Source organism: Nonomuraea sp. LPB2021202275-12-8, assembly GCF_037044575.1.
In the GTDB taxonomy this organism is placed as follows: domain Bacteria; phylum Actinomycetota; class Actinomycetes; order Streptosporangiales; family Streptosporangiaceae; genus Nonomuraea.
This window is the reverse complement of sequence record NZ_JBAHWD010000007.1, coordinates 374615-394829: the sequence shown is the minus strand read 5'-3', so window position 1 is coordinate 394829 and position 20215 is coordinate 374615. Positions and strand designations below refer to the sequence as shown.

Here is a 20215-nt window from a genome sequence, read left to right as displayed (position 1 = left end):
GCTGGCCATGTCCGGAGGCGTGAAGCTATCGTGCACCTCGCTATGGGAGAGACCGGGAAGCTGGCCGGACGCTACCGGCTGCTCAACCCCCTGGGTGGGGGCGAGCTCCTGCTGGCCTTCGACGAGCAGGATCACCGTGACGTCGTGGTCAGGCGGCTGCGCGTCCCCGCCGAACTGCGTGACCTCGCGGTGCTGGAGGCGCGCCGCGCCACAGGGCTGGCGCACGGCTGCGTCGTGCCGCTGCTCGACGTGCCGGTCGAGGGCGGCGAGCCGTGGCTGGTCATGGAGTTCGTCTCGGGCGCCTCGCTGGAGCAGAGCGTGCGCGCGCGCCGCCCGCTGCCGGTGCAGCAGGCGGCCCGCGTGGGCGTCCACGTGCTGTCCGCGCTGGAGGCCGCGCACGCCGCCGGGATCGTGCACGGCCGGGTCAACCCGGCCAACGTGCTGCTCACCAGCACCGGCCGGGCGCTGCTGACCGGGTTCGGGCTGCCGGCGCTGGGCATGCGGCCGTCGGCGGACCTGTGGTCGCTGGCCGCCACGCTGCACTTCGCCGTCGAGGGCCGTCCTCCGGGTCAGGCCCCGGTGGAGGGCACCGACCCGCTCCGATCGCTGATCAGGGCCATGCTGCGCCCTTCGGACATCCCGCCGGTGGCGACGGTGGCGTGGACGCTGCGCCGGCTGGCCGTGGACCGATCCCTCGACCAGGTCGTCGCGGCGGGCGGGCCGCTGTCGCCGGCCGAGGTGGCCGCGATCGGGGTGTCGGTCCTGGATCAGCTCGCGGAGCTGCACGGGCGCGGCGAGCACCACGGCGGCGTGCAGCCCGGCAGCGTCCTGGTCGACGAGTGGGGCCACGCGACGCTCGCTCCTCGCCTGGCGCCCTCCCAGCTCGCCGCGTTCACGGCGCCCGAGGGCACGGGGAGCCCGGAGGCGGATCTGTGGTCGCTCGGCGCCACGCTGTTCGCCGCCGTCCAGGGGCGGCCGCCCGCTCCGGGCGCGCCGCTGGGCAGGGCGGGGGCGCTGGCTCCGGTGCTGTTCGATCTGCTGTCGGGTGACCCCGGCCGGCGCCCCGCTCCCGACGTGCTGCGCCGCCGGCTCGTGGGGGTGCTGGAGCACAACGGTTGAGATACATCGCGACACGGAACCCAGACGGGGGCTCCACTCGTTGGACGGACGACGCACAATGTGGGAGAGGCGGGGCGCGCGCTCCGCGTTCGGAGGAAGTTGAGGATGTCGCCAGTCCAGAAGTACGCCATCGGCGCAGGCGCCGCAGTGTTGCTCTCGCTGATGATTTTTGGGGCCGGGTTCGTGACTCTGCTCGTCATCCTCGGTGTGGTCGCCGCTCCGGTGATCGGCTACCTGATGCTGGACCCGTCGCAGCGCGAGCGGCTCAAGCGATCCCGCAAGCGCGGCATCGGCCGTTGATCCGGCACGGCGGGGGCCCTCAGGCCTCCGCCGTGGTCTGGCTCCCCACACGCCCGGTCACCCGCACGGTCACCCGGCGCTCGACGTAGAACGACAGGAACGGCACGGTGCCGCCGAGCATCACGCCGAGCATGTACGGCCAGCTCCAGCGTGCCTTCATGCCCAGGTTCATCACCGCGACCAGATAGAGCATGTAGAGGCCGCCGTGTATCGGCGCGATCACCTTCGACAGGCCGGCGAGGCCGAAGCCGTAGCGCATCACCATGGCGACACAGAGCACGAGCAGCATCACGCCGACCACGTAGGCGAGCACTCGGAAGGGCTTGAGAGCCGATTCCACCGTTAACCTTCCAGAACCATCTCGGGGGACCTGCCACGGTCCCGATCCGTTCGCACGGCGTCGCGTACGAAGTGGAACCACATGAACACGGCGAATCCGGCGAAGATCCACCAGTTGGCGGCGTAAGCGAGGTTACGCCACGTCAGCTCGCCGCCCACGATCGGCGGCGCGACCCTGACCTGCGTCAGGGAGCCTGAGGGCGGCTGCGCGACGACGTAGCCGTTGCGCACCTTCTGCCCGGCCCACAGGTTGATCAGCTCTCCGGTCGACACCGTCTGCACCTGGCCGGCGGGCACTCCCTCCGGCCGGCGTTGCACGCTGTCGGTGCCCTGCGCGGGCCGCAACCGCCCCTGCACCGTGGCCCGGCCGGCGGGCACGACCGTGGCCGGGTCGTCGGCCCCGGCCACCCAGCCGCGCACGACCGGCATCAGCGTGCCGTCGTCGAGCTGGAGCGGGGTGAGCACCCAGTAGCCCTCGCCGCGCGAGACGTTGCCGCCCGGCGCGTCCACGTCGGGCGGCCGGTCGGCGACCAGGAGCTGGCGCCCGGCGTCGTAGACGCCTTCGGCCGTGACCCGGCGTCCCACTGCGGGAGCCTGCATGTGCGCGCCCACCTGGGCGAGGGTGGTGACGCTCACCGGCTCGGGGTCGGTCGTCGCCTGAGGCTTGCCGGAGTCCTGGAACACCCCGAGCTGCCAGCGCCCGAGGAAGATGAACGCGATCACGACCCCGATCGTGAGGATGTGCAGCCCCATGACACGTGGGGAGAACAGGGTCCTGAGCATGCGTCCAAGCTATCCGCCCACTGGACCGGTCCCCTAATCAGCCCACCCCATGGATCACGCAAAATAGTGCAAATGCGGCAGACGATCCCGCTAGGCTGCTGGGCATGTCTGACCAGCATATCGACCCCGCGGGCAACACCCAGCAGTTCCGCGCCTTCGCGCAGCGGTCCGAGCAGGAGTCCAAGCCCAAGAAGTCGCCGCTGCTGCCGATCATCGCGGTGGTCGTGGTGATCGCCGTCATCGGCGTGGCCGCGTTCCTCCTCCTGCGCTGACCGCCCCATAGCGACCGACCCCCACCCGCCGCGGACCCGTGGCGGGCTGTTGTCGTGGGCGGATTGCGGGGATTATGTTGGACCGTACGTCCAACAGCGTGCGGAGGGTTCCTGTGGGTGATCCGGGGATGGTGATCGTCGGCGCGGGGTTCTCCGGAATCGGGATGGCGATCAAGCTCAAGGAAGCCGGATACCACGACTTCGTCGTGCTGGAGAAGGGCGACGAGCTCGGCGGGACGTGGCGGGACAACACCTATCCGGGGTGCGCGTGCGACGTGCCCTCGCCCATGTACTCCTACTCCTACGAGCTCAACCCCGGCTGGTCGCGGATGTTCTCGCCGCAGGAGGAGATCTGGGCCTACCTGCGCCACTGCGTCGACAAGTACGGGATCGGGCCGCATCTGCGGCTGGGCACGCGGGTCGTCTCACTGGAGTACGACGACGCGGCGCACCGGTGGGAGGTGGCCGTGGAGGGCGGCCGGACCCTGCGGGCCAACGCGGTGGTCTCCGGAGTGGGGGCGCTGCACGTTCCGGCGTTCCCCGAGATCCCGGGGCGTGAGAGGTTCTCGGGCGCCTCGTTCCACTCCGCCGAGTGGGACCACTCGGTCGAGCTGGGCGGGAAGCGGGTGGCGGTGATCGGGACCGGGGCCTCGGCCGTGCAGTTCGTGCCGCGGATCGCGCCCGAGGCGGACCGGTTGACCGTGTTCCAGCGGACGCCTCCGTGGATCCATCCGAAGCCGGACTTCGCCTTCTCGCCGCGGGCCGGCCGGGTGCTGCGGCTGCCGGGGGCCGCCAGGGCGGTGCGCTACGGGATCTACTGGCTGCTGGAGAGCAGGGCGCTGGGCTTCACCGTCGACCCGCGGCTGATGAAGGTGCACGAGAGGCTGGCGATCAAGCACCTGGAGAGCCAGGTGAGCGATCCCGCCCTGCGGCGCGAACTCACGCCCGGCTACACGATCGGGTGCAAGCGGATGCTCGTCTCCAGCGACTACTATCCGGCGCTGACCAGGGACAACGTCTCCCTCGTCACCGGCGGGATCGCGGAGATCAGGGAGCGGTCGGTCGTCGACGCCGCCGGGGTCGAGCACGACACCGACGTGATCATCTACGGGACCGGGTTCAAGGTGACCGAGGCGCTGTCGGAGCAGCGGATCGTCGGCAGGGGCGGCGTGAAGATCCAGGACGCCTGGCGGGACGGGATCGAGACCTATTACGGGATCGCCACGGCCGGGTTTCCCAACCTGTTCTTCCTGCTCGGGCCGAACACGGGGCTCGGCCACAACTCGGTCGTGTTCATGATCGAGTCGCAGGTGCGTTACGTCGTGGAGTGCCTGCGACTGCTGTCCAGGACCGGGGCCAGGGCGCTCGACGTCAGGCCGGAGCGGCAGCGGGCGTTCAACAGACGGCTGCGCGAGCGGCTGGACCCGCTGGTGTGGAACGCGGGCGGCTGCACATCCTGGTATCTGGACGAGCACGGAGTGAACCGGACGATCTGGCCGGGCTTCACCTTCGAGTACTGGGCGCGTACCCGCAAGGTGAAGCCCGAGGCCTACGAGCTGATCTACTGAGTCGGATCCACGGGGCTACCTCCTGGAGGAGACCACCAGCGCGCTGCCTCCGCCGCGCCTGGTGGGCTCGGCGACCGCCTGGATCCGGCCGCGGCCGAGGAACTCCAGCGCGGTGGCCGCGCCGATCTCCGGGTTCAGCACCAGGTCGTGCCCTCTCGCCTCCAGCTCCTGCTCGTAGCGGCTGAGGAAGCCCGGCTCGGCCTGCGTCTGCGCGGTGTTGCGCTGCGTCGCCCGGGGAGCGGCCAGCGCCTCGGGCAGCGCCATGCCGAACTCGTAGCGGTTGACCAGGATCTGCAGGACCGTCGTGATGATCGTCGAGCCGCCGGGCGAGCCGAGCGCCAGCACCGGCTTGCCATGGTCGAACACCAGCGTCGGCGCCATCGAGGAGCGGGGACGCTTGCCCGGGGCGGGCAGGTTGGGGTCGCCGGGGGCGGGGCCGGGGGTGAAGTCGGTGAGCTCGTTGTTGAGCAGCACGCCGCGGCCCGGCACGACGATGCCGTTGCCGCCGGTGGACTCGATCGTCAGGTTGTAGGCGACCACGTTGCCCCAGCGGTCGGTCACGACCAGGTGTGTGGTCTCCGGCCCCTCGTCCGCCGTCGGGGTGGCGGTGCCCGTCGGCGCGGCGCAGGGCTCGTAGAAGCCGTCCGGGTTGCCGGGGGCGGCGGGGTGCTTGATCGCCCGGTCACCGACCAGGCAGGCACGCTCCTTGGCGAAGCCGTCCGACAGCAGCTCCTTCAGCGGCACGCCCGGCACGTCGCCCACGTAGGCGTTCCTGTCGGCGAAGGCCAGCCGGGACGCCTCGAGGTATTCGTGCACGCCCACCTCGGGCAGCGCGTCCAGGATGTTCAGCGCCTCGCCCACGGTCGAGCCGCCGGACGACGGCGGCGCCATGCCGTAGACCTTCAGCCCTCGGTAGTCGACGCGCGTCGGCTCGCGCATCAGCGCGCGGTAGTCGCGCAGGTCCCGCACCTCCATGAGGCCCGGCCGGACGTTGCGGGTGGCGCCGGGGGTGACCGGCGGCTGCTTGACCGTGGCCACGACCTCACTGCCGAGCTGCCCGCCGTACAGCCAGCCTGGACCGCGCCTGCCCAGCTCGCGGTAGGTGGCGGCGAGTTCGGGGTTTCTGAAGACCGAGCCGACGGCAGGCGGCGCGCCGCCCGGGAGGTAGAGCTTCGCCGTGGAGGTGAAGTCCTTGAAGCGGGCGGCGTTCTGGGCGGTCTGGTCGTAGAAGGTCTGGTCGACGACGAAGCCCTTGGCCGCCACCTCGATCGCCGGCTGCAGCGCCTGCTTCAGCGACAGCGTGCCGAACCTGCGCAGGGCGAGGTCCCACTGGGCGACGGTGCCGGGGACGCCGGCCGACAGGCCGCTGGTGACGGCCTCCTCGAACGGGATGCCCTCCAGGCTGGTCGCGGTCATGGCCCTGGGGGCGGTCTCGCGGCCGTCGATGGTGTGGACCTCGCGCCTCCTGGCGTCGTAGTAGACGATGAAGCCGCCGCCGGCCAGTCCGGCGGAGTAGGGCTCGGTCACGCCGAGCACCGCTCCGGCGGCGACCGCGGCGTCGATGGCGTTGCCGCCCTTCCTGAGCACGGCGATGGCCGCCTGGCTCGCGTCGAGGTCGACGGTGGCGACGGCGCCTCCGTAACCCTCGGCGACGGGGACTTTCTGCTCTGGCGTGGCCAGCGCCGGGACGGCGGTGGCCAGCGAGACGAGGACTGCTGCTGCAGGAACGATCACTCGGCGCATGGTGTCCACGATGGACCAGGTACGCCCGTCGCGGTAGGGCCCCCTGCCACTTCCGGTGGATGCGCTGGTCGAACAGTGGGCCTAGCGTGGGGCCGTGCGTAAGTCCGGTTTCGATCCATACCTGGCGTTGATCGTCGCGGTCGCCCAGGTGGTGCTGTCGCAGGGCGCGGCGTGGGGGCAGCGGGCGTTCAGGGAGCCGCTCGACGCGAAGGCCTACGTGCTGCTGCTCGTCGGGCCGGCGGCGATCCTGTTCCGACGGAAGTATCCGATCACGGCCGCGGTCGTCACGCTGCTGGCGACATACGTCTACACGTGGCTGGGGTATGCGTACGGGCCGGTCTACCTGGCTCCGATCATCATGCTCTTCGCCCTGGTCACGCAGGGGCTGCGGGTCGTCGCCTGGAGCATGGCGGGGATCACGCTGGCGGCCTTCCTCGCCTACGGCTACCTGCGGGCGGGCGCGGCCGCGGGGCTGTTCCACGACCTGGCGATCACCGCGTTCGTGCTGCTCGTCATGGTGGTCGCCGAGCTCACCAGGATCCTGCGCGAGCGCCGCGCCCAGCAGCAGCGGGCAGCCGAGGAGGAGACCCGGCGGCAGGCCAGCGAGGAGCGCCTGACCATGGCCCAGGAGCTGCACGACGTGCTCGCGCACAACATCTCGCTCATCCACGTCCAGGCCTCGACCGCGTTGCACCTCATGGACGACAACCCCGAGCAGGCCCGCACCGCGCTGTCCACGATCAAGACCGCCTCCAAGGAGGTGCTCGGCGAGATGCGCTCGGTGCTGAACGTGCTGCGCGAGGGCGCCCCCCGCTCCCCCACCGCCGGTCTCGACCGCCTGGACGAGCTGGCCGAGCGCTCCGGCCTCGACGTGACGCTCGAACGCGTCGGCTCGCGCCCGCTGCCGCCCCAGGTGGAGCGGGCCGCCTACCGCATCGTCCAGGAGTCGCTCACCAACGCCGCCCGCCACGCGCCGGGGGCCAAGGTCACGGTCCGGCTCGAATACGGCCCGGCCGAACTCGCCGTCCACATCGCCGACACCGGCGCGACGGCCCCCGCCGTGCTGTCCGGGGAGGGCAGCGGCAACGGCATCCCCGGCATGCGCGAGCGCGCCGCCGCCCTGGGCGGCACCCTGGCCGCCGGCCCGTCGGGCGCCGGCTTCCAGGTCTCGGCCCGGCTGCCCCTACCTGAGGAGAACGCATGATCAAGCTGCTGCTGGCCGACGACCAGGCCCTGGTGCGCGCCGGATTCAAGGCCCTGCTCGACGCCCAGCCCGACATGAGCGTGGTGGCCGAGGCCGCCGACGGCGCCGAGGCGGTGCGCCTGGCCCGCGAGCACCAGCCCGACGTGGTGCTGATGGACATCCGGATGCCCGGCACCGACGGCCTCACCGCCACCCGCCAGATGCCCGAGGGGCCGCGCATCGTCATCCTGACGACCTTCGAGCTGGACGAGTACGTCTTCGAGGCCCTGCGGGGCGGCGCGAGCGGCTTCCTGGTGAAGGACACCGAGCCGGCGGAGCTCATCCAGGCGGTCCGCGTGGTGGCGGCCGGCGAGGCCCTGCTCTCGCCGAGCGTGACCCGCCGCCTGATCGCCGAGTACGCCACCCGCGCCAAGGAGCCGCTCGCCGCCGACGGCCTGGACCAGCTCACCGACCGCGAGCGCGAGGTGCTGGCGCTGGTCGGCACCGGGATGACGAACGACGAGATCGCGGCGAAGCTGTTCATGTCACCGGCGACGGCCAAGACCCACGTGAGCAGGGCCATGATGAAGCTGCACGCCCGCGACCGGGCCCAGCTCGTGGTGATCGCCTACGAGTCGGGCCTGGTCAAGCCGGGCTGGCTCTGAAACCTGGCCGCCTTCAGGACGCCCACGCCGCGGCCGCCTCCCGCAGTCCGGCCGTCCCCGCCCAGGCCACCTGGCCGTCGGGGCGGATGAGCAGGGCGTCCGCGGGCGGGGCGTCACACCTGGCGTCGACCACGCGGATCCAGTCGCCGTCGACCGTCGCGCCGCCGCCCAGGTCCAGGAGCACCGGCCTGCCCTCGCGCATGAGCTCGGCCACCCGGGTCTCCCCCTCCGCCGTGGTCAGCCTGAGGTCGGGAGCCAGGCTGCCGACCATGTCCCCCGAGGACGCGCCGTACCCGGTGTCGGAGCCGTGCAGCAGGGTCGCCAGGTGGCGGGCGGGCTGCTCGAAGGCGAAGACCTCCGCCAGGAGGTCGCGCAGCGCCGCGCCGTCCTCGCCGGACAGCCGCTCCAGGGCTGCCTGGGCCCGGGTGTGGGCCAGCGTGCGCTCGCCGACCGGGCGGCGTTCGGCCTCGTAGGTGTCCAGCAGCCCGGCCGCGGTCCGGCCGGTCAGCACGGCGGCCAGCTTCCAGCCGAGGTTGACCGCGTCCATCAGCCCGACGTTCAGCGCCGAGCCGCCCGCCGGGAACAGGTGCGCCGCGTCCCCGGCCAGGAACACCCGGTCCGCCCGGTAGCGCTCGGCCAGCCGGGCCTGCGAGACCGTGCTGGACAGCCAGATCGGCTCGCCGAGCGGCAGGGCGGCGCCGATCACCCGGCGGAGCGCGGCCTGGAAGTCGGCCTCTGTCACCGGACCCGTGGCGCCCTTCTCGCGGACGCCCACGATGTGCACCCCGGGGCGCAGCGAGGTGAGCAGCAGGCGTCCGCGCGGCGTGTGGTTCCAGCCCGGCTCCAGGCCCATGGCCCGCGTCTCCTCGGCCAGGTCGGCGGCCTGGCCGGTCTTGAAGTGGCCCAGGCGCAGCACCTCGTCGTCGGTGGTGCCGGGGAAGGCGATCCCGGCCTGCTCCCGGATCAGGCTGTGGCCGCCGTCGCAGCCCACCGCGTAGCGGGCGCGCAGCCGCTGCCCCGCCAGTTCGAGTGTGACGCCGTCGTCGTCCTGGGTGAGCGCGAGCACCTCGGTCCCGCGCCTGATCTCCACGCCCAGCTCGGCGGCGCGCTCGGCCAGCAGCCGCTCTATGCGTGGCTGCTGGATCATCACCACCCGCAGCGGGATGCCGTCCAGCCCGGCGAGGCGTAAGGGCACCGAGCCGAACGGGAAGCCGGGCGGCTGCCCCGCGAACGTGCCGCCTTCGGTGAAGCGCTCCAGCAGCCCCCGGTAGTCGAGCATCCGCACGATCTGCCCGACGAGCCCGTTGGCCCTGGGCAGGTCGCCGGGTTCGGGTCTCTTGTCCAGCACGGTCGGGCGCACGCCGGCCAGGGCCAGCTCGCACGCCAGCATGAGCCCCACGGGGCCCGCTCCTACGATGATCACTTCGTCCATACCTGTCAGGCTAGATTGACAGAATTCGCGCTGTCAAGCTATCCTGACGACGTGGACATGGGAGAACTGTCTGAGCGCATCAAGTCCAACGACCCCGCCGTCGGGCTGCGCGCGGTGGGCGCACTGCACCGGCTGGCCGAGCAGGTCGAGGCCGTCTCGGTCTCCCTCGCCCGCGAGCAGGGCTGGACGTGGGAGCAGATCGGCGACGCGCTCGGCATGTCGCGGCAGTCGGTGCACGCCAAGTACGGGAAGTGAGGCTCGTCATGTTCGGGATGGACAAGAGCCCGTTCGCGGTCGCCATCAAGGCGGCCATGGACGAGGCGAGGCAGCGCGGCGATCGGCGCATGGGCACCGAGCACCTGCTGCTCGGGCTGCTGCGCGACCCGTCCGGGCCGCCGGCCCGCGCCCTCGGGGTCGACGCGCGCACCGCGCGGGCCGCCCTGGAGGCGCTCGACCAGGCCGCGCTGCGGGCGATCGGCCTCGACGTCGGCGACACGCCCCTGGGCGGGCCGCGCAAGCACCCGCCGATCCCCGGCACGGCGCTGACGTCGAGCGCGCGTGCGGTCATCAACCAGGCGGTCAGGGCCACCAGCCGCAAGAGCAGGGACCACACCGGGCCGGGCCAGGTGCTGCTGGAGCTGCTGGAGCAGCGGCACCCCGACCCGGTGGCCGCGCTCATCGACAGGCTCGGCGTCGACCGCGCCGCCGTCCGCGCCCGCCTGGAGACGTGAAAAACCGGGTGCGGCGGGCGCGCGCGAGATGGTCCACTGCCCGCAATACGCTCACGAGCGAGGGATGAGATGGCCAGATTCCACGACGTCGTGTTCGACTGCGCCCACCCCGCCTCCCTGGCCAGGTTCTGGGCCGCCGCCGTCGACGGCTACGCGGTGGCCCCCTACGACGAGGCCGAGCTCGCCCGGCTGCGCGCGAACGGCGTCGACGACCCGGAGGACGACCCCACGGTCCTGGTGGAGGGTGGCGGGCCCCGGCTGTGGTTCCAGCGCGTCCCCGAGCCCAAGGCGGTGAAGAACCGCGTCCACCTCGACCTGCTCGCCGACGACCTCGACGCCGAGGTGGCGCGGCTGCTCGCCCTGGGCGCCACGGTGGTGAGCAGGCACGAGGACCGGACCGTGCTGGCCGACCCGGAGGGCAACGAGTTCTGCCTGGCCTGAGGCGCTACCTCCCACGACGTACGGCGGGCGGGCGCGGGCACTCCCCGGGGCGGATCCCAGGACGCGCCCTGCGCCCGATTCGCCATGCCGCTCCCGCGACGACCCTGGAGGTACGTCAAGGAGGAGACATGAACACATTCGCACACACGGGTTTCTGGCCCGCCGTCCCGCTCGTCTGGGGCCTGTTCTGGGTCGGGCTCATCGCGCTGGCCGTCTGGATCCGGCGCAGGGCGGGCTCCGAGGCGGGGGCTCGTAAACGGCACGCAGGGTGAAACAACTGTTACTGGTCGCGTTCGGCACGGGCCGTTACGTTCCTTACAGGACCTTCATCAGAAGTGGGGACGAGGATGCGGTCAATCGCCAGGTTCTGCGGCCAGTGCAGTTGTGGCTGCCCCGAACTGTTCGTCGACCATGAGGCGCCCGAGGAGCGCCAGGTCGTCATCACCGACGACTTCGGGCAGCGGGTCGAGATGAGCCTCGACCAGTTCAGCTCGATCGTCGAGGCGGCGAAGGCAGGCTCCCTGGACGACCTGGCACTCGTCCACTGAGCATGCAGGCGACGGCCCTGCTCGCCAGCGGCCTCGCGGCCGGACTGGTGGCGGGGACCGCGTCGTGCACGGCCGTTCAGGGCGGCCTGCTCGTGGGGCTGGTCCGCCGGGCGGAGGGCCGCGAGCGTGATCCGGCCGTGCTGTCCTGGTTCCTCGCGGGCAGGCTCGCCTCCTACTCCGCCGCAGGCGCCCTGCTGGGCCTGCTGGGTTCGGCCGTCAAGCCGCCGCCCGCGCTCCGGGCGCTGCTCCTGGTGGCGGCGGGTGTCACGGTGATCGCCTTCGCGATCGGGATGCTGCGCCGCGAGGGGTGCGCCGCCCCCGGGCGCGAGCCGCCGCGCCTGGCCGCCCCGCTGCTGGGAGCGGCCACGATCCTGGTGCCGTGCGGGGTGACGATCGGCATGGAGCTGATCGCGATCTCCAGCGGTTCGCCCCTGGCGGGAGCGGCCGTGATGGCCGGGTTCGTGCTCGGCACCACCCCCGCCTTCGCGCTGCTCGGTTACCTGCTGCGGCACGTCTCGCGTACCCGATTGTCAAAGGTGGCGGCCGTGGCCGCCATCGCGGCCGGGTTGTGGACCATCGGGTCGGGGATCAGCCTGGGCGGCTGGATGCCCGCCACCGCCACGACGGAGGCGAGCGGCCCGCCGAGCCCCACCGTCACGATCTGGGCCACCGACGACGGCTACCGGCCCGCGGCCGTGGAGGCGCCCGCGGGGGTGCCGATCGAGGTGGTGTTCAAGGTCGTGGACCGGGGGTGCACGGACACGGTCGCGATCGCCGGGCGGGACGTCGCCCTGCCGGCCACCGTGCGGCTGCCCCCGCAGCCCCCCGGGTCGCTGCGTTACGCCTGCGGGATGGGCATGTTCACCGGGTTCATCAAGTTCTCCTGACCGGCTCGGCGATTACGGTTCGCGACCGGGTGATTACATGCCACCCTGTGGCCATGGCCTGGTGGAAAGGTGAGATGGCGATGCCGGCCGTTCCGGCGCCACGCGTGGGAGACGAGGCCGAGCTGCTGATGTCGGCGCAGGCCGGCGACGCGCAGGCCGCGCACCGGCTCGGCAGGCTCTACGCCCAGCGCGGCGACCGTGCGGCCGCCAGACACTGGTGGGAGCGGGCCGCGGCCGGCGGCAACATCGACAGCGCCTTCAACCTGGGCGTCTGGCACGAGAAGCACGGCAGCCTGGACGAGGCCGTCACCTGGTACGAGCTCGCCGCGGGCACCGGCGACGCCGAGGCGGCGGTCAACCTCGGCACCCTCCTGCTGGAGCAGCGCGGAGACCTGGCGCAGGCCAGGGGCTGGTACGAGATCGCCGCCCACGCGGGTTCGCGGGCCGGAGCGCGCAGGCTCGCGCTGATGTGCGAGGACGCCGGGGAGATCACGGCCGCGCGGGAGTGGCACCGCAAGTCGGCCGTCGCCGGTGACGCCGCCTCCGCGCACGACGCGGGCTTCCTGGCCTACTGCTCCGGCGACGAGGAGGAGACCGTCCGCTGGTGGGAGTGCGCCGCCCAGGCGAGCCACGCCGACTCGGCCTACTGCCTGGGCCTGTTCCTGCAGGCCAGCCGCGACCCCGAGGGCGCGGAGGCCTACTACCGGCTGGCCGCCAAGAGCGAGCATCCGGGCGCGGCGTCCCAGCTCGGCGGCATCGCGCTGTCCCGCCGCGACCTGCGCACCGCGCGCGGCTGGTACGAGCAGGCCGCCAACGCGGGGCGGCTGGACGACCAGCGGATGGCCGGGTTCGTCTGCGTGGAACTGGGCGACCCCAAGGGCGCGAGCCACTGGTTCGGCAGGGGCGCGGCCAGCGGCGACGCCGAGTCGGCGTTCAACTTCGGGCTGCTGCTCATCGCCGAGTTCGGCGATCTGGCGGGCGGCCAGCACTGGTTCCGCCAGGCGGCGCTGGCGGGGCACCACAGGGCCGCCGTGGAGCTGGGCGGACTGCTGTCGGCGGCCGGCCGGCGCGGCGAGGCGGAGGAGTGGCTGACAGATCCGCCGCCGCCCGTCTGGGACCGGCCCGCGGAGCCGGAGCTGGCCGCGCGGGCCGAGCTGGCCTCGGTCGCGACCGGCCGCCGGGGCGGCGTCCCGCTGGCCGTGCCGGAGCTGACCGAGATCCTCGGCACCTGGGACCTGGTGACCAGACCCCTGCACGACCACGCCGACGTCATCGACTGGCTGGTCGAGCGGAGCCGGCTGCACGCCAGCGCGGTCGAGCATCTCGCCTCGGTGCGCGGCACCCTGCTGCGGCCCGGCAGCGGGCCGTGGCCGAGCTCCGGCGAGGTCGAGCACGTGCTGGCCACGGCCCGCGAGCTGCGCCGCCGCCTCGGACTGTCCGGCGCGGGCCGGGGCGTCCCGTCTCCGGCGCAGGCGCGCGGCGTCAGACCGCCAGGAGGTCGGCCACCGGCGTGAACGGAAGCTGGAGCGCCTGCGCGACCGGCTCGTTGGTGAGCGCGCCGTCGTGGGTGTTGAGGCCGCCGGCGAGGCCGGCGTCACCCTTGAGCGCCTCCCGCCAGCCCAGGTTGGCCAGCTTGAGCACGTACGGCAGGGTCGCGTTCGTCAGCGCGTAGGTGGAGGTGTTGGGCACCGAGCCGGGCATGTTCGCCACGCAGTAGAAGACCGACTCGTGCACCCGGTAGGTGGGCTGGGCGTGCGTGGTGGGGCGCGAGTCCTCGAAGCAGCCGCCCTGGTCGATGGCGATGTCGACGAGCACGGAGCCCGGCTTCATCCGCGCGACCAGATCGTTGCTGACCAGCGTCGGGGCCTTGGCGCCGGGGATCAGCACCGCGCCGATCACCAGGTCCGCCTGCAGCACCTCCTGCTCGATCGCGTACGCGGTGGACACCAGCGTCTTGAGGCGGCCCTGATAGATGGCGTCGATGAAGCGCAGCCGGTCGACGTTGGTGTCGAGCACGGTGACCTGGGCGCCCATGCCGACCGCGATCTGCGCCGCGTTCAGGCCCGAGACGCCGCCGCCGATCACGACCACCCTGGCCGGGGCGACGCCGGGGACGCCGCCGGGCAGCACGCCGCGGCCGCCGTTGAAGCGCATCAGGTTGTAGGCGCCGACCTGCGGAGCCAGCCGGCCCGCCACCTCCGACATCGGAGCGAGCAGCGGCAGCGAGCCGCCCACCTGCACGGTCTCGTAGGCGATGCCGGTGGTCCGCGCGGCGAGCAGGGCGTCGGTGCACGGGCGGGAGGCGGCCAGGTGGAGGTAGGTGAAGAGCACCAGCCCCTCGCGCAGCCGGTGGTACTCCTCGGCGATCGGCTCCTTGACCTTGAGCACGAGGTCGGCCTCGGCCCAGACGGCGTCGGCGCTGTCGCGGATCTTCGCTCCGGCCGCGAGATACTCCTCGTCGGTGATGTGCGAGCCGAGGCCGGCCCCTCGCTGGACGGTGACGTCGTGGCCACGGCTGACCAGCTCGTGCACGCCCGCCGGGGTGGCCGCGACGCGGTATTCGTGGTTCTTGACCTCGGCAGGCACGCCGATCTTCATTGCGGTGGTCCTTTCGGCGAAAAAATATCCGGTACGGCGTGCCGTACCGGATAGGTGTTCAGAGGCGTGCCCAGGCTTCGGTGAGCACGTTGCGGAGGATCGACCCGATCTCGTCGAACTCCTTCGGTCCGGCGATCAGCGGGGGCGCGAGCTGGATGACGGGGTCGCCGCGGTCGTCGGCACGGCAGTAGAGGCCGGCTTCGTACAGCGCCTGCGACAGGAAGCCGCGCAGCAGCCGCTCGGACTCCTCCGCGTCGAACGTCTCCTTGGTGGCCTTGTCCTTGACCAGCTCGATGCCCCAGAAGTAGCCGGAGCCGCGGACGTCGCCGACGATCGGCAGGTCCTTCAGGCCGTCGAGGGTGGCCTGGAAGATCGGCTCGTTCTTGGTGACGTGGCCGAGCAGGTCCTCGCGGTCGAAGATGTCGAGGTTGGCCAGCGCCACGGCGGCGGAGACCGGGTGGCCGCCGAAGGTGTAGCCGTGGGCGAACATCTCGTCGCCGTTCTTGAACGGCTCGAACAGCCGCTCGTGCGCGATCATCGCCCCGATCGGGGAGTAGCCGCTGGTCATGCCCTTGGCGCAGGTGATGATGTCCGGCACGTAGTCGAACTTCTCGCCGCCGAACATGGTGCCGAGACGGCCGAAGGCGCAGATGACCTCGTCGGAGACGAGCAGCACGTCGTAGGTGTCGCAGATCTCGCGCAGCCGCTGCCAGTAGCCGGGAGGCGGCGGGAAGCAGCCGCCCGCGTTCTGCACCGGCTCGGCGAAGACGGCGGCCACCGTGTCGGGGCCCTCCATCTCGATGGCGCGGGCCACCCGGTCCGCCGCCCAGATGCCGTACTGCTCGGGCGTCATGCCGGGGACGCCGGTGATCTCGTCGGCGCGGTAGTGGTTGGTGTTGGGCACCCGGACCGAGCCGGGGACGAGCGGCTCGAACATCTGCTTGAACGCCGGGATGCCGGTGATCGACAGGGCGCCCTGCGGGGTGCCGTGGTAGGCGATCTGGCGGCTGATGACCTTGTGCTTGAGCGGCTTGCCGATCAGCTTGTAGTACTGCTTGGCCAGCTTCCAGGCGGACTCGACCGCCTCGCCGCCGCCGGTGGTGAAGAACACGCGGTTGAGGTCGCCGGGCGCCAGGTTCGCCAGCCGCTGCGCCAGCTCGGCGGCCTTGGGGTGGGCGTAGGACCACAAGGGGAAGAAGGCCAGCTCCTGCGCCTGCTTGGCGGCGGCCTCGGCCAGCTCGGCGCGCCCGTGACCGACCTGGACCACGAAGAGCCCGGCCAGGCCGTCGAGATAGCGCTTGCCGTGGATGTCGTAGATGTAGGCGCCCTCGCCCCGGACGATGGTCGGGATCTCGGACTGCTGATAGCCGCTATGCCTGGTGAAGTGCAACCACAGGTTGTCCTGAGCTGCCTTCAGGACGTCGTTTTCGGCCTGCGTCATATCTATCTTCCCTTGCGTCTGATCTGTTCACAGTCTGCATGTTCACCTGCGCTTTGCCAAGCGAAAGCGTCGTGACACTCTGCAAGAAAACCGAGATCCGCAGAACCCATATGTAACGGCTACGAAATCCGCAGGTAGATTAGCTTGCGGGTCATGCCGTTTCACGCGCTGTGAAGCCTTCTGTGATCCAATGAGACGTTAACTATCGAGAACAACCCCGGGGGACCTTCCCGTGACTCCTGACCAGATCGAGAGCGCCGTCGCGGCCGTGATGCCGCAGTCCGTGGAGGAGCTGAAGCGCCTGGCCGCCATCCCCTCCGTGGCCTTCCCCGGGCACCCCGAGGAGCCCGTTTACGCCGCCGCTGCGGCGACCGAGGAGTTGCTGCGCAGCACGGGTCTGACGCGTGTCCAGCAGATTCCCGTCGAGGGCAGCTTCCCGGCCGTCTACGGCGAGGCGCCGGCTCCGCCCGGCATGCCGACCGTCCTGTTGTACGCCCACTACGACGTGCAGCCCGCCGGCGATCCCGCCGCCTGGCGCACCCCGCCGTTCGAGCCCACGCTGATCGACGGCCGGCTCTACGGCCGCGGCGTGGCCGACGACAAGTCCGGCATCATCTCCCACGTGACCGCGCTGCGCGCCTTCCAGGGTCGGTTCCCCGTCGGCATCAAGGTCATCATCGAGGGCCAGGAGGAGTACGCGGGCGAGCGGCTCGAAGGCTTCGTCGAGCGCAACCCCGACCTGCTCCGGGCCGACGCCATCGTGGTGGCCGACACCGGCAACCCGCGCGTCGGCGATCCGGCCGTCACCACCTCCCTGCGCGGCATGGCGGGCTTCACCCTGGAGGTGCGCTCCCTGCGGGAGTCGCTGCACAGCGGCTCCTTCGGCGGTGCCGCCCCCGACGCGCTGTCCGCGCTGATGCGCATGGTGACCGCGCTGCACGACGACAACGGCGACATCCGCGTCCCCGGCCTGCCGCGCGGCAGCTTCCTCGGCCAGGGGCCGTCGGAGGAGGAGTTCCGCAAGACGGCGGGCGTCCTGGACGGCGTCTCGCTGGTCGGCTCCGGCTCGCTGGCCGACCGCCTCTGGGCCTCCTACGCGATCACCGTCACCGGGCTGGACGTGCCGTCGGTCTCCGGCGCTGTCAACGCCGTGCAGCCGGTGGCCCGCGCCCGCGTCACGGTCCGGGTGCCTCCCGCCGGCGACCCCAAGACCACGGTCAACGCGGTGGTGGAGTTCCTGCGCCAGGTCGCGCCCTGGGGCGTGCAGGTGTCGTTCGGCGATTTCACGGTCGGCTCCGGCTTCCAGGCCGACTCCGGCGGCAAGGCCCGCGCCGCGCTCAACCGCGCCATGGAGCGCGCCTTCGGCCGCCCGCCGAGGGACGTCGGCGCGGGCGGCTCGATCCCGCTGGTCAACACGCTGCTCAAGCAGTTCCCCGCGGCGGAGATTCTACTGTTCGGCGCGGAGGACGAGGACGCCTCCATCCACGCCCCCAACGAGCGGGTGGACCTGGAGGAGCTGCGCCGGGTCGCCACCACCGAGGCGCTGTTCCTGCGCGAGCTCAGCCTGCCCTCGGCACTGGGAGTCTGACCCTTCAGAGGTGGGCGGCTTTCGCAGCGGTCAGAAATGCCAGCGGGTCTGGCTGTATCGGCCCTTGCGAAAGCCGAACACCCTGTCCGGGGCCACCTCGAACACCAGCGCCTGGCCGCCCTCCCTGTTGTGGAAGGCCTCGTCGCGCACCTCGAACCGCCACTCCAAGCCGTACTTGGCCTCGTAGGCGTCGGCGAGGGCGGTGAGCCTGCCATGGTCGGTGACCTGCTGGGCGGTGCCCTCGACCACCAGGTCCAGGCCCTCGTGCAGGGAGTTGACGCCGGTCGTGAGCGTGCAGCTCCGGTTGGACTCCAGGTTTCTGGCCTTCTGCTCCTCTGGGCCGGTGCAGAAGTAGATCGCGTCGTCCCGCCAGACGGCGAGCAGTGGCGTGACGTGCGGGCGGCCGTCCGGGCGGACGGTGGACAGCCAGAACGTCTCCGCCCGGTCCAGCTGGGTGCGGGCCTCGGCCCACGTGGTCGCGGTCGCTCCCTCTGCGCTGAAGCGCGGGTCCAGCTCCGTGACGGGTTCCATGGTCGTTCCTTTCCGATGGTCTGCTATTGAGTAGACCGGGCCGCGGTCAGGAACTCATCGCGGGGCAGGGGAAGAGTGTCACGAATCGCTCCACCAGCCGCCGCCATGGTCCCGGTGCACGGGGAGCCTCCGGCGGACTGGTGGGACAACACCGGCTTCGGGATGAAGGACATCGACGACGCGGTGGCGCTGTTTATGCACGACGTGCCGGCCGCGCTGGCGGCCGAGGAGTCGCGGCGGGGACGCGAGCACACCGAGAAGGCCCTGGTGGAGCCGTGACCGCTGGACAGGTGGCCGGACGTGCCGACCAGGTTCCTGCTCTGCCGCGACGACCGCTGGTTCCCCGCCGGTTTCATGCGCGAGATGGTGCGCGAGCGGCTGGGCGTCGAGCCGGACGAGATCGACGGCAGCCACTCCGTGATGCTCTCCCGGGCTCGAGAGCTGGCCGATCGGCTGGAGAGCTATCTGCTGTGAGCGCCGCCTGCCCCTAGCGGGAGGGGCGCACGGGCAGGTCGTACACGCGGCGGACGCTGCTGCCGAGCCTGCGCAGGTCGGCGCCGTAGACGTGCACCGAGACCCCGGTCTCCGCGCTGGTGTTGCGCACCTTGTGGATGTCGCCGGGCGGCGCGAACCCGCTGACCTCGCCCGGCCGGTTGTCCGCCCGCCCGATCTCCACGAGGTGGTCGCCCCGGTCGCGGTAGAGCGTCTCGTGCTCGATGCCGCTGAGGATGCCGAACGTGCACCACGACACGTGGTCGTGGATCACGGTGTCCTGGCCGGGGCGCCAGACGACCGCGGCGATCGAGAAGTCGTCCTGCGCGTGCAGCCCGTGGGAGACGTAACCGTCGGGCGAGCCCGCGCGCTCCTCCTCCGTGAGGATGTCCCGCGAAGGGAGCCGCTCGCGCAGCAGGTCCGCAACGGCGAACGCGGCTTCCTGGAGGCCTGGGCGCCGGGCCGTGATCTCGGCGATGCCCGATACGAGCTCGTCGAGGCCGGGCCTCAAAGTAGAAGCGACCATATTCATGGTATTCCTCCAGGGAATGCAGCAAAACGTCTCTTCCCCTTCCACGGTGCTCCTTTCTCATCGATAGGTCCAACAGAAGTTGTTTTGCTCATCGATAGATATGCTTGATGAGTGCTCGATGTCGTACGGCTCCGCGTCCTGCTCGCCGTCGCCCGCAGGGGCTCGCTCACCGCCGCCGCCCGGGAGCTGCACTACTCCCAGCCGTCGGTCAGCCACCACCTCGCCCGCCTGGAGGCGGAGACCGGCGCCAAGCTGATCCAGCGCGCCGGTCGCGGCATCCGGCTGACCGAGGCGGGCAAGCTGCTAGCCGAGCGGGCGGCGGACATCGTCGGCCGGCTCGACGCCGCCGCCGACGAGCTCGCCTCTCACGTCGGCCTCCGCTCGGGACGGGTACGGCTCGCGGCCTTCCCCTCGGCGCTGGGCACGTTCATCCCCAAGGCGGTCATGCGGCTCGACCAGGCGCATCCCGGCCTGCGGCTGCACCTCACGGAGACCGAGCCGCCCGAGGCGCTCAAGCTGCTGCGGGCCGGGCGGGTGGACGTGGCCGTCATGTTCCGCTACGACGACACGGCGCCGGAGGACAGCGGGATCCAGATGATCCATCTCCTCGACGACCCCAGCTACCTGCTCTCCCCCCGGCCGGGCGGCACGGCGGGCGAGCCGGACGAGCATGCGGAGCTGGCACCGCACGCGGAGGCCGCCTGGATCGCCGGCTGCGACCGGTGCCGCAGCCACCTGCTCGACATCTGCGCCAAGGCCGGATTCCAGCCGCGGATCACCTTCACCAGCGACGACATCGTGGCCGTGCAGGCGCTGGTCGCGGCCGGGATGGGGATCACCGTGCTACCGGGGCTGGCGCTCCGCGCGCACCGCCACCCGGACGTGGCGGCGGCGCCGATCCCCGGTTCCACCAGGCACGTGCACGCCGCCGTCTACGGCGAACCGCCCCACCCGCCGGCCACCCAGGCGCTGCTGACGGCATTGCGGGAGAGCCTCAAAAGCCTTTGACACCGTTCCTACGA

General features: G+C 71.8%; 25 protein-coding genes. 17 read left to right on the top strand and 8 right to left on the bottom strand.

Going from position 1 to position 20215, the window contains the following annotated elements:
• The first annotated feature begins 42 nt into the window (after positions 1-42).
• Both V5E28_RS17110 and V5E28_RS17105 read left to right on the top strand, forming a co-directional pair.
• Positions 43-1119 carry a protein kinase domain-containing protein gene (locus V5E28_RS17110; RefSeq protein WP_336207900.1) on the top strand — a complete coding sequence of 359 codons (1077 nt, stop codon included), beginning with the start codon at positions 43-45 and terminating at the stop codon, positions 1117-1119.
• 105 nt (positions 1120-1224) lie between these two features.
• Positions 1225-1419 carry a hypothetical protein gene (locus tag V5E28_RS17105; protein ID WP_336207899.1) on the top strand — a complete coding sequence of 65 codons (195 nt, stop codon included), beginning with the start codon at positions 1225-1227 and terminating at the stop codon, positions 1417-1419.
• 19 nt (positions 1420-1438) lie between these two features.
• On the opposite strand, the gene V5E28_RS17100 is transcribed toward V5E28_RS17105, so the two are convergent.
• Both V5E28_RS17100 and V5E28_RS17095 read right to left on the bottom strand, forming a co-directional pair.
• A complete protein-coding gene (locus V5E28_RS17100) occupies positions 1439-1759 on the bottom strand; it encodes a DUF3817 domain-containing protein (protein ID WP_336207898.1) in 321 nt (106 codons plus the stop codon).
• Positions 1760-1761: 2 nt separating this feature from the next.
• On the bottom strand, positions 1762-2541 hold the full coding sequence (locus V5E28_RS17095; RefSeq protein ID WP_336207897.1) for an SURF1 family protein: 780 nt from the start codon (positions 2539-2541) through the stop codon (positions 1762-1764).
• Between the two features lie 104 nt (positions 2542-2645).
• Between V5E28_RS17095 and V5E28_RS17090 the strand changes: the two genes are divergently transcribed.
• The gene (locus V5E28_RS17090) at positions 2646-2813 is read left to right on the top strand and encodes a hypothetical protein (RefSeq protein WP_336207896.1); all 168 of its coding nucleotides are present in this window, start codon (positions 2646-2648) and stop codon (positions 2811-2813) included.
• A gap of 74 nt (positions 2814-2887) precedes the next feature.
• Complete coding sequence (locus V5E28_RS17085; protein ID WP_442945823.1) at positions 2888-4381, top strand: flavin-containing monooxygenase; 1494 nt, start codon at positions 2888-2890, stop codon at positions 4379-4381.
• Between the two features lie 15 nt (positions 4382-4396).
• Here V5E28_RS17085 and ggt read toward each other — a convergent pair whose 3' ends face one another.
• Positions 4397-6124, bottom strand: coding sequence for a gamma-glutamyltransferase (ggt, locus tag V5E28_RS17080; RefSeq protein WP_336207894.1), 1728 nt, complete (start codon positions 6122-6124; stop codon positions 4397-4399).
• A gap of 94 nt (positions 6125-6218) precedes the next feature.
• Here ggt and V5E28_RS17075 point away from each other — a divergent pair, with 94 nt between their 5' ends.
• Positions 6219-7328 carry a sensor histidine kinase gene (locus V5E28_RS17075; RefSeq protein WP_336207893.1) on the top strand — a complete coding sequence of 370 codons (1110 nt, stop codon included), beginning with the start codon at positions 6219-6221 and terminating at the stop codon, positions 7326-7328.
• Positions 7325-7972, top strand: coding sequence for a response regulator transcription factor (locus V5E28_RS17070; RefSeq protein ID WP_336207892.1), 648 nt, complete (start codon positions 7325-7327; stop codon positions 7970-7972). Before V5E28_RS17075 ends, V5E28_RS17070 begins: the two co-directional genes overlap by 4 nt.
• A gap of 13 nt (positions 7973-7985) precedes the next feature.
• Here the strand turns inward: V5E28_RS17070 and V5E28_RS17065 are convergent, their stop codons facing one another.
• Entirely contained in the window at positions 7986-9404 is a 1419-nt protein-coding gene (locus tag V5E28_RS17065) for an FAD-dependent monooxygenase (protein ID WP_336207891.1), read from the bottom strand.
• Positions 9405-9461: 57 nt separating this feature from the next.
• On the opposite strand from V5E28_RS17065, the gene V5E28_RS17060 reads away from it, so the two are divergent.
• The 7 genes from V5E28_RS17060 to V5E28_RS17030 all read left to right on the top strand — a co-directional run bounded on the left by V5E28_RS17060 (position 9462) and on the right by V5E28_RS17030 (position 13525).
• Entirely contained in the window at positions 9462-9659 is a 198-nt protein-coding gene (locus V5E28_RS17060; protein ID WP_336207922.1) for a hypothetical protein, read from the top strand.
• The gene (locus tag V5E28_RS17055; RefSeq protein ID WP_336207890.1) at positions 9656-10135 is read left to right on the top strand and encodes a Clp protease N-terminal domain-containing protein; all 480 of its coding nucleotides are present in this window, start codon (positions 9656-9658) and stop codon (positions 10133-10135) included. The genes V5E28_RS17060 and V5E28_RS17055 overlap by 4 nt, the downstream gene beginning before the upstream one ends.
• Positions 10136-10204: 69 nt before the next feature.
• A complete protein-coding gene (locus V5E28_RS17050; protein WP_336207889.1) occupies positions 10205-10576 on the top strand; it encodes a VOC family protein in 372 nt (123 codons plus the stop codon).
• A gap of 128 nt (positions 10577-10704) precedes the next feature.
• The gene (locus tag V5E28_RS17045) at positions 10705-10848 is read left to right on the top strand and encodes a hypothetical protein (RefSeq protein WP_336207888.1); all 144 of its coding nucleotides are present in this window, start codon (positions 10705-10707) and stop codon (positions 10846-10848) included.
• 75 nt (positions 10849-10923) lie between these two features.
• Positions 10924-11124: a hypothetical protein gene (locus tag V5E28_RS17040; protein ID WP_336207887.1), complete on the top strand. Its 201-nt coding sequence runs from the start codon at positions 10924-10926 to the stop codon at positions 11122-11124.
• Between the two features lie 2 nt (positions 11125-11126).
• Positions 11127-12011 carry an urease accessory protein UreH domain-containing protein gene (locus V5E28_RS17035; RefSeq protein ID WP_336207886.1) on the top strand — a complete coding sequence of 295 codons (885 nt, stop codon included), beginning with the start codon at positions 11127-11129 and terminating at the stop codon, positions 12009-12011.
• A gap of 80 nt (positions 12012-12091) precedes the next feature.
• Positions 12092-13525 (top strand): tetratricopeptide repeat protein, encoded by a 1434-nt coding sequence (locus V5E28_RS17030; RefSeq protein WP_336207885.1) that lies wholly within the window; start codon positions 12092-12094, stop codon positions 13523-13525.
• Here the strand turns inward: V5E28_RS17030 and ald are convergent.
• Both ald and V5E28_RS17020 read right to left on the bottom strand, forming a co-directional pair.
• Positions 13494-14609 (bottom strand): alanine dehydrogenase, encoded by a 1116-nt coding sequence (gene ald / locus V5E28_RS17025; RefSeq protein ID WP_336207884.1) that lies wholly within the window; start codon positions 14607-14609, stop codon positions 13494-13496. The genes V5E28_RS17030 and ald overlap by 32 nt on opposite strands.
• Before the next feature lie 58 nt (positions 14610-14667).
• Entirely contained in the window at positions 14668-16050 is a 1383-nt protein-coding gene (locus tag V5E28_RS17020; protein ID WP_336207883.1) for an aspartate aminotransferase family protein, read from the bottom strand.
• Positions 16051-16282: 232 nt separating this feature from the next.
• On the opposite strand from V5E28_RS17020, the gene V5E28_RS17015 reads away from it, so the two are divergent.
• A complete protein-coding gene (locus tag V5E28_RS17015; protein ID WP_336207882.1) occupies positions 16283-17638 on the top strand; it encodes a dipeptidase in 1356 nt (451 codons plus the stop codon).
• A gap of 30 nt (positions 17639-17668) precedes the next feature.
• Here V5E28_RS17015 and V5E28_RS17010 read toward each other — a convergent pair whose 3' ends face one another.
• The gene (locus V5E28_RS17010; protein ID WP_336207881.1) at positions 17669-18169 is read right to left on the bottom strand and encodes a pyridoxamine 5'-phosphate oxidase family protein; all 501 of its coding nucleotides are present in this window, start codon (positions 18167-18169) and stop codon (positions 17669-17671) included.
• Positions 18170-18244: 75 nt separating this feature from the next.
• Between V5E28_RS17010 and V5E28_RS17005 the strand changes: the two genes are divergently transcribed.
• Together V5E28_RS17005 and V5E28_RS17000 are read left to right on the top strand one after the other, a co-directional pair.
• Positions 18245-18448: a hypothetical protein gene (locus V5E28_RS17005; protein ID WP_336207880.1), complete on the top strand. Its 204-nt coding sequence runs from the start codon at positions 18245-18247 to the stop codon at positions 18446-18448.
• A gap of 21 nt (positions 18449-18469) precedes the next feature.
• Entirely contained in the window at positions 18470-18643 is a 174-nt protein-coding gene (locus V5E28_RS17000) for an alpha/beta fold hydrolase (RefSeq protein ID WP_336207879.1), read from the top strand.
• 13 nt (positions 18644-18656) lie between these two features.
• Here the strand turns inward: V5E28_RS17000 and V5E28_RS16995 are convergent, their stop codons facing one another.
• The gene (locus tag V5E28_RS16995) at positions 18657-19172 is read right to left on the bottom strand and encodes a cysteine dioxygenase family protein (RefSeq protein ID WP_336207878.1); all 516 of its coding nucleotides are present in this window, start codon (positions 19170-19172) and stop codon (positions 18657-18659) included.
• Between the two features lie 132 nt (positions 19173-19304).
• Here V5E28_RS16995 and V5E28_RS16990 point away from each other — a divergent pair, with 132 nt between their 5' ends.
• A complete protein-coding gene (locus V5E28_RS16990) occupies positions 19305-20201 on the top strand; it encodes a LysR family transcriptional regulator (RefSeq protein ID WP_336207877.1) in 897 nt (298 codons plus the stop codon).
• Positions 20202-20215: the final 14 nt, after the last annotated feature.

What these genes read in the sequence shown, in the direction of transcription:
- ggt (WP_336207894.1), bottom strand. Translation starts at nt 6,124, where the DNA reads ATGCGCCGAGTGATCGTTCCTGCAGCAGCAGTCCTCGTCTCGCTGGCC.
- V5E28_RS17045 (WP_336207888.1), top strand. Translation starts at nt 10,705, where the DNA reads ATGAACACATTCGCACACACGGGTTTCTGGCCCGCCGTCCCGCTCGTC.
- V5E28_RS17050 (WP_336207889.1), top strand. Translation starts at nt 10,205, where the DNA reads ATGGCCAGATTCCACGACGTCGTGTTCGACTGCGCCCACCCCGCCTCC.
- V5E28_RS17090 (WP_336207896.1), top strand. Translation starts at nt 2,646, where the DNA reads ATGTCTGACCAGCATATCGACCCCGCGGGCAACACCCAGCAGTTCCGC.
- ald (WP_336207884.1), bottom strand. Translation starts at nt 14,609, where the DNA reads ATGAAGATCGGCGTGCCTGCCGAGGTCAAGAACCACGAATACCGCGTC.
- V5E28_RS17010 (WP_336207881.1), bottom strand. Translation starts at nt 18,169, where the DNA reads ATGGAACCCGTCACGGAGCTGGACCCGCGCTTCAGCGCAGAGGGAGCG.
- V5E28_RS17095 (WP_336207897.1), bottom strand. Translation starts at nt 2,541, where the DNA reads ATGCTCAGGACCCTGTTCTCCCCACGTGTCATGGGGCTGCACATCCTC.
- V5E28_RS17105 (WP_336207899.1), top strand. Translation starts at nt 1,225, where the DNA reads ATGTCGCCAGTCCAGAAGTACGCCATCGGCGCAGGCGCCGCAGTGTTG.
- V5E28_RS17085 (WP_442945823.1), top strand. Translation starts at nt 2,888, where the DNA reads ATGTTGGACCGTACGTCCAACAGCGTGCGGAGGGTTCCTGTGGGTGAT.
- V5E28_RS17070 (WP_336207892.1), top strand. Translation starts at nt 7,325, where the DNA reads ATGATCAAGCTGCTGCTGGCCGACGACCAGGCCCTGGTGCGCGCCGGA.
- V5E28_RS17065 (WP_336207891.1), bottom strand. Translation starts at nt 9,404, where the DNA reads ATGGACGAAGTGATCATCGTAGGAGCGGGCCCCGTGGGGCTCATGCTG.
- V5E28_RS17020 (WP_336207883.1), bottom strand. Translation starts at nt 16,050, where the DNA reads ATGACGCAGGCCGAAAACGACGTCCTGAAGGCAGCTCAGGACAACCTG.
- V5E28_RS17060 (WP_336207922.1), top strand. Translation starts at nt 9,462, where the DNA reads ATGGGAGAACTGTCTGAGCGCATCAAGTCCAACGACCCCGCCGTCGGG.
- V5E28_RS17040 (WP_336207887.1), top strand. Translation starts at nt 10,924, where the DNA reads ATGCGGTCAATCGCCAGGTTCTGCGGCCAGTGCAGTTGTGGCTGCCCC.
- V5E28_RS17110 (WP_336207900.1), top strand. Translation starts at nt 43, where the DNA reads ATGGGAGAGACCGGGAAGCTGGCCGGACGCTACCGGCTGCTCAACCCC.
- V5E28_RS17030 (WP_336207885.1), top strand. Translation starts at nt 12,092, where the DNA reads ATGCCGGCCGTTCCGGCGCCACGCGTGGGAGACGAGGCCGAGCTGCTG.
- V5E28_RS17035 (WP_336207886.1), top strand. Translation starts at nt 11,127, where the DNA reads ATGCAGGCGACGGCCCTGCTCGCCAGCGGCCTCGCGGCCGGACTGGTG.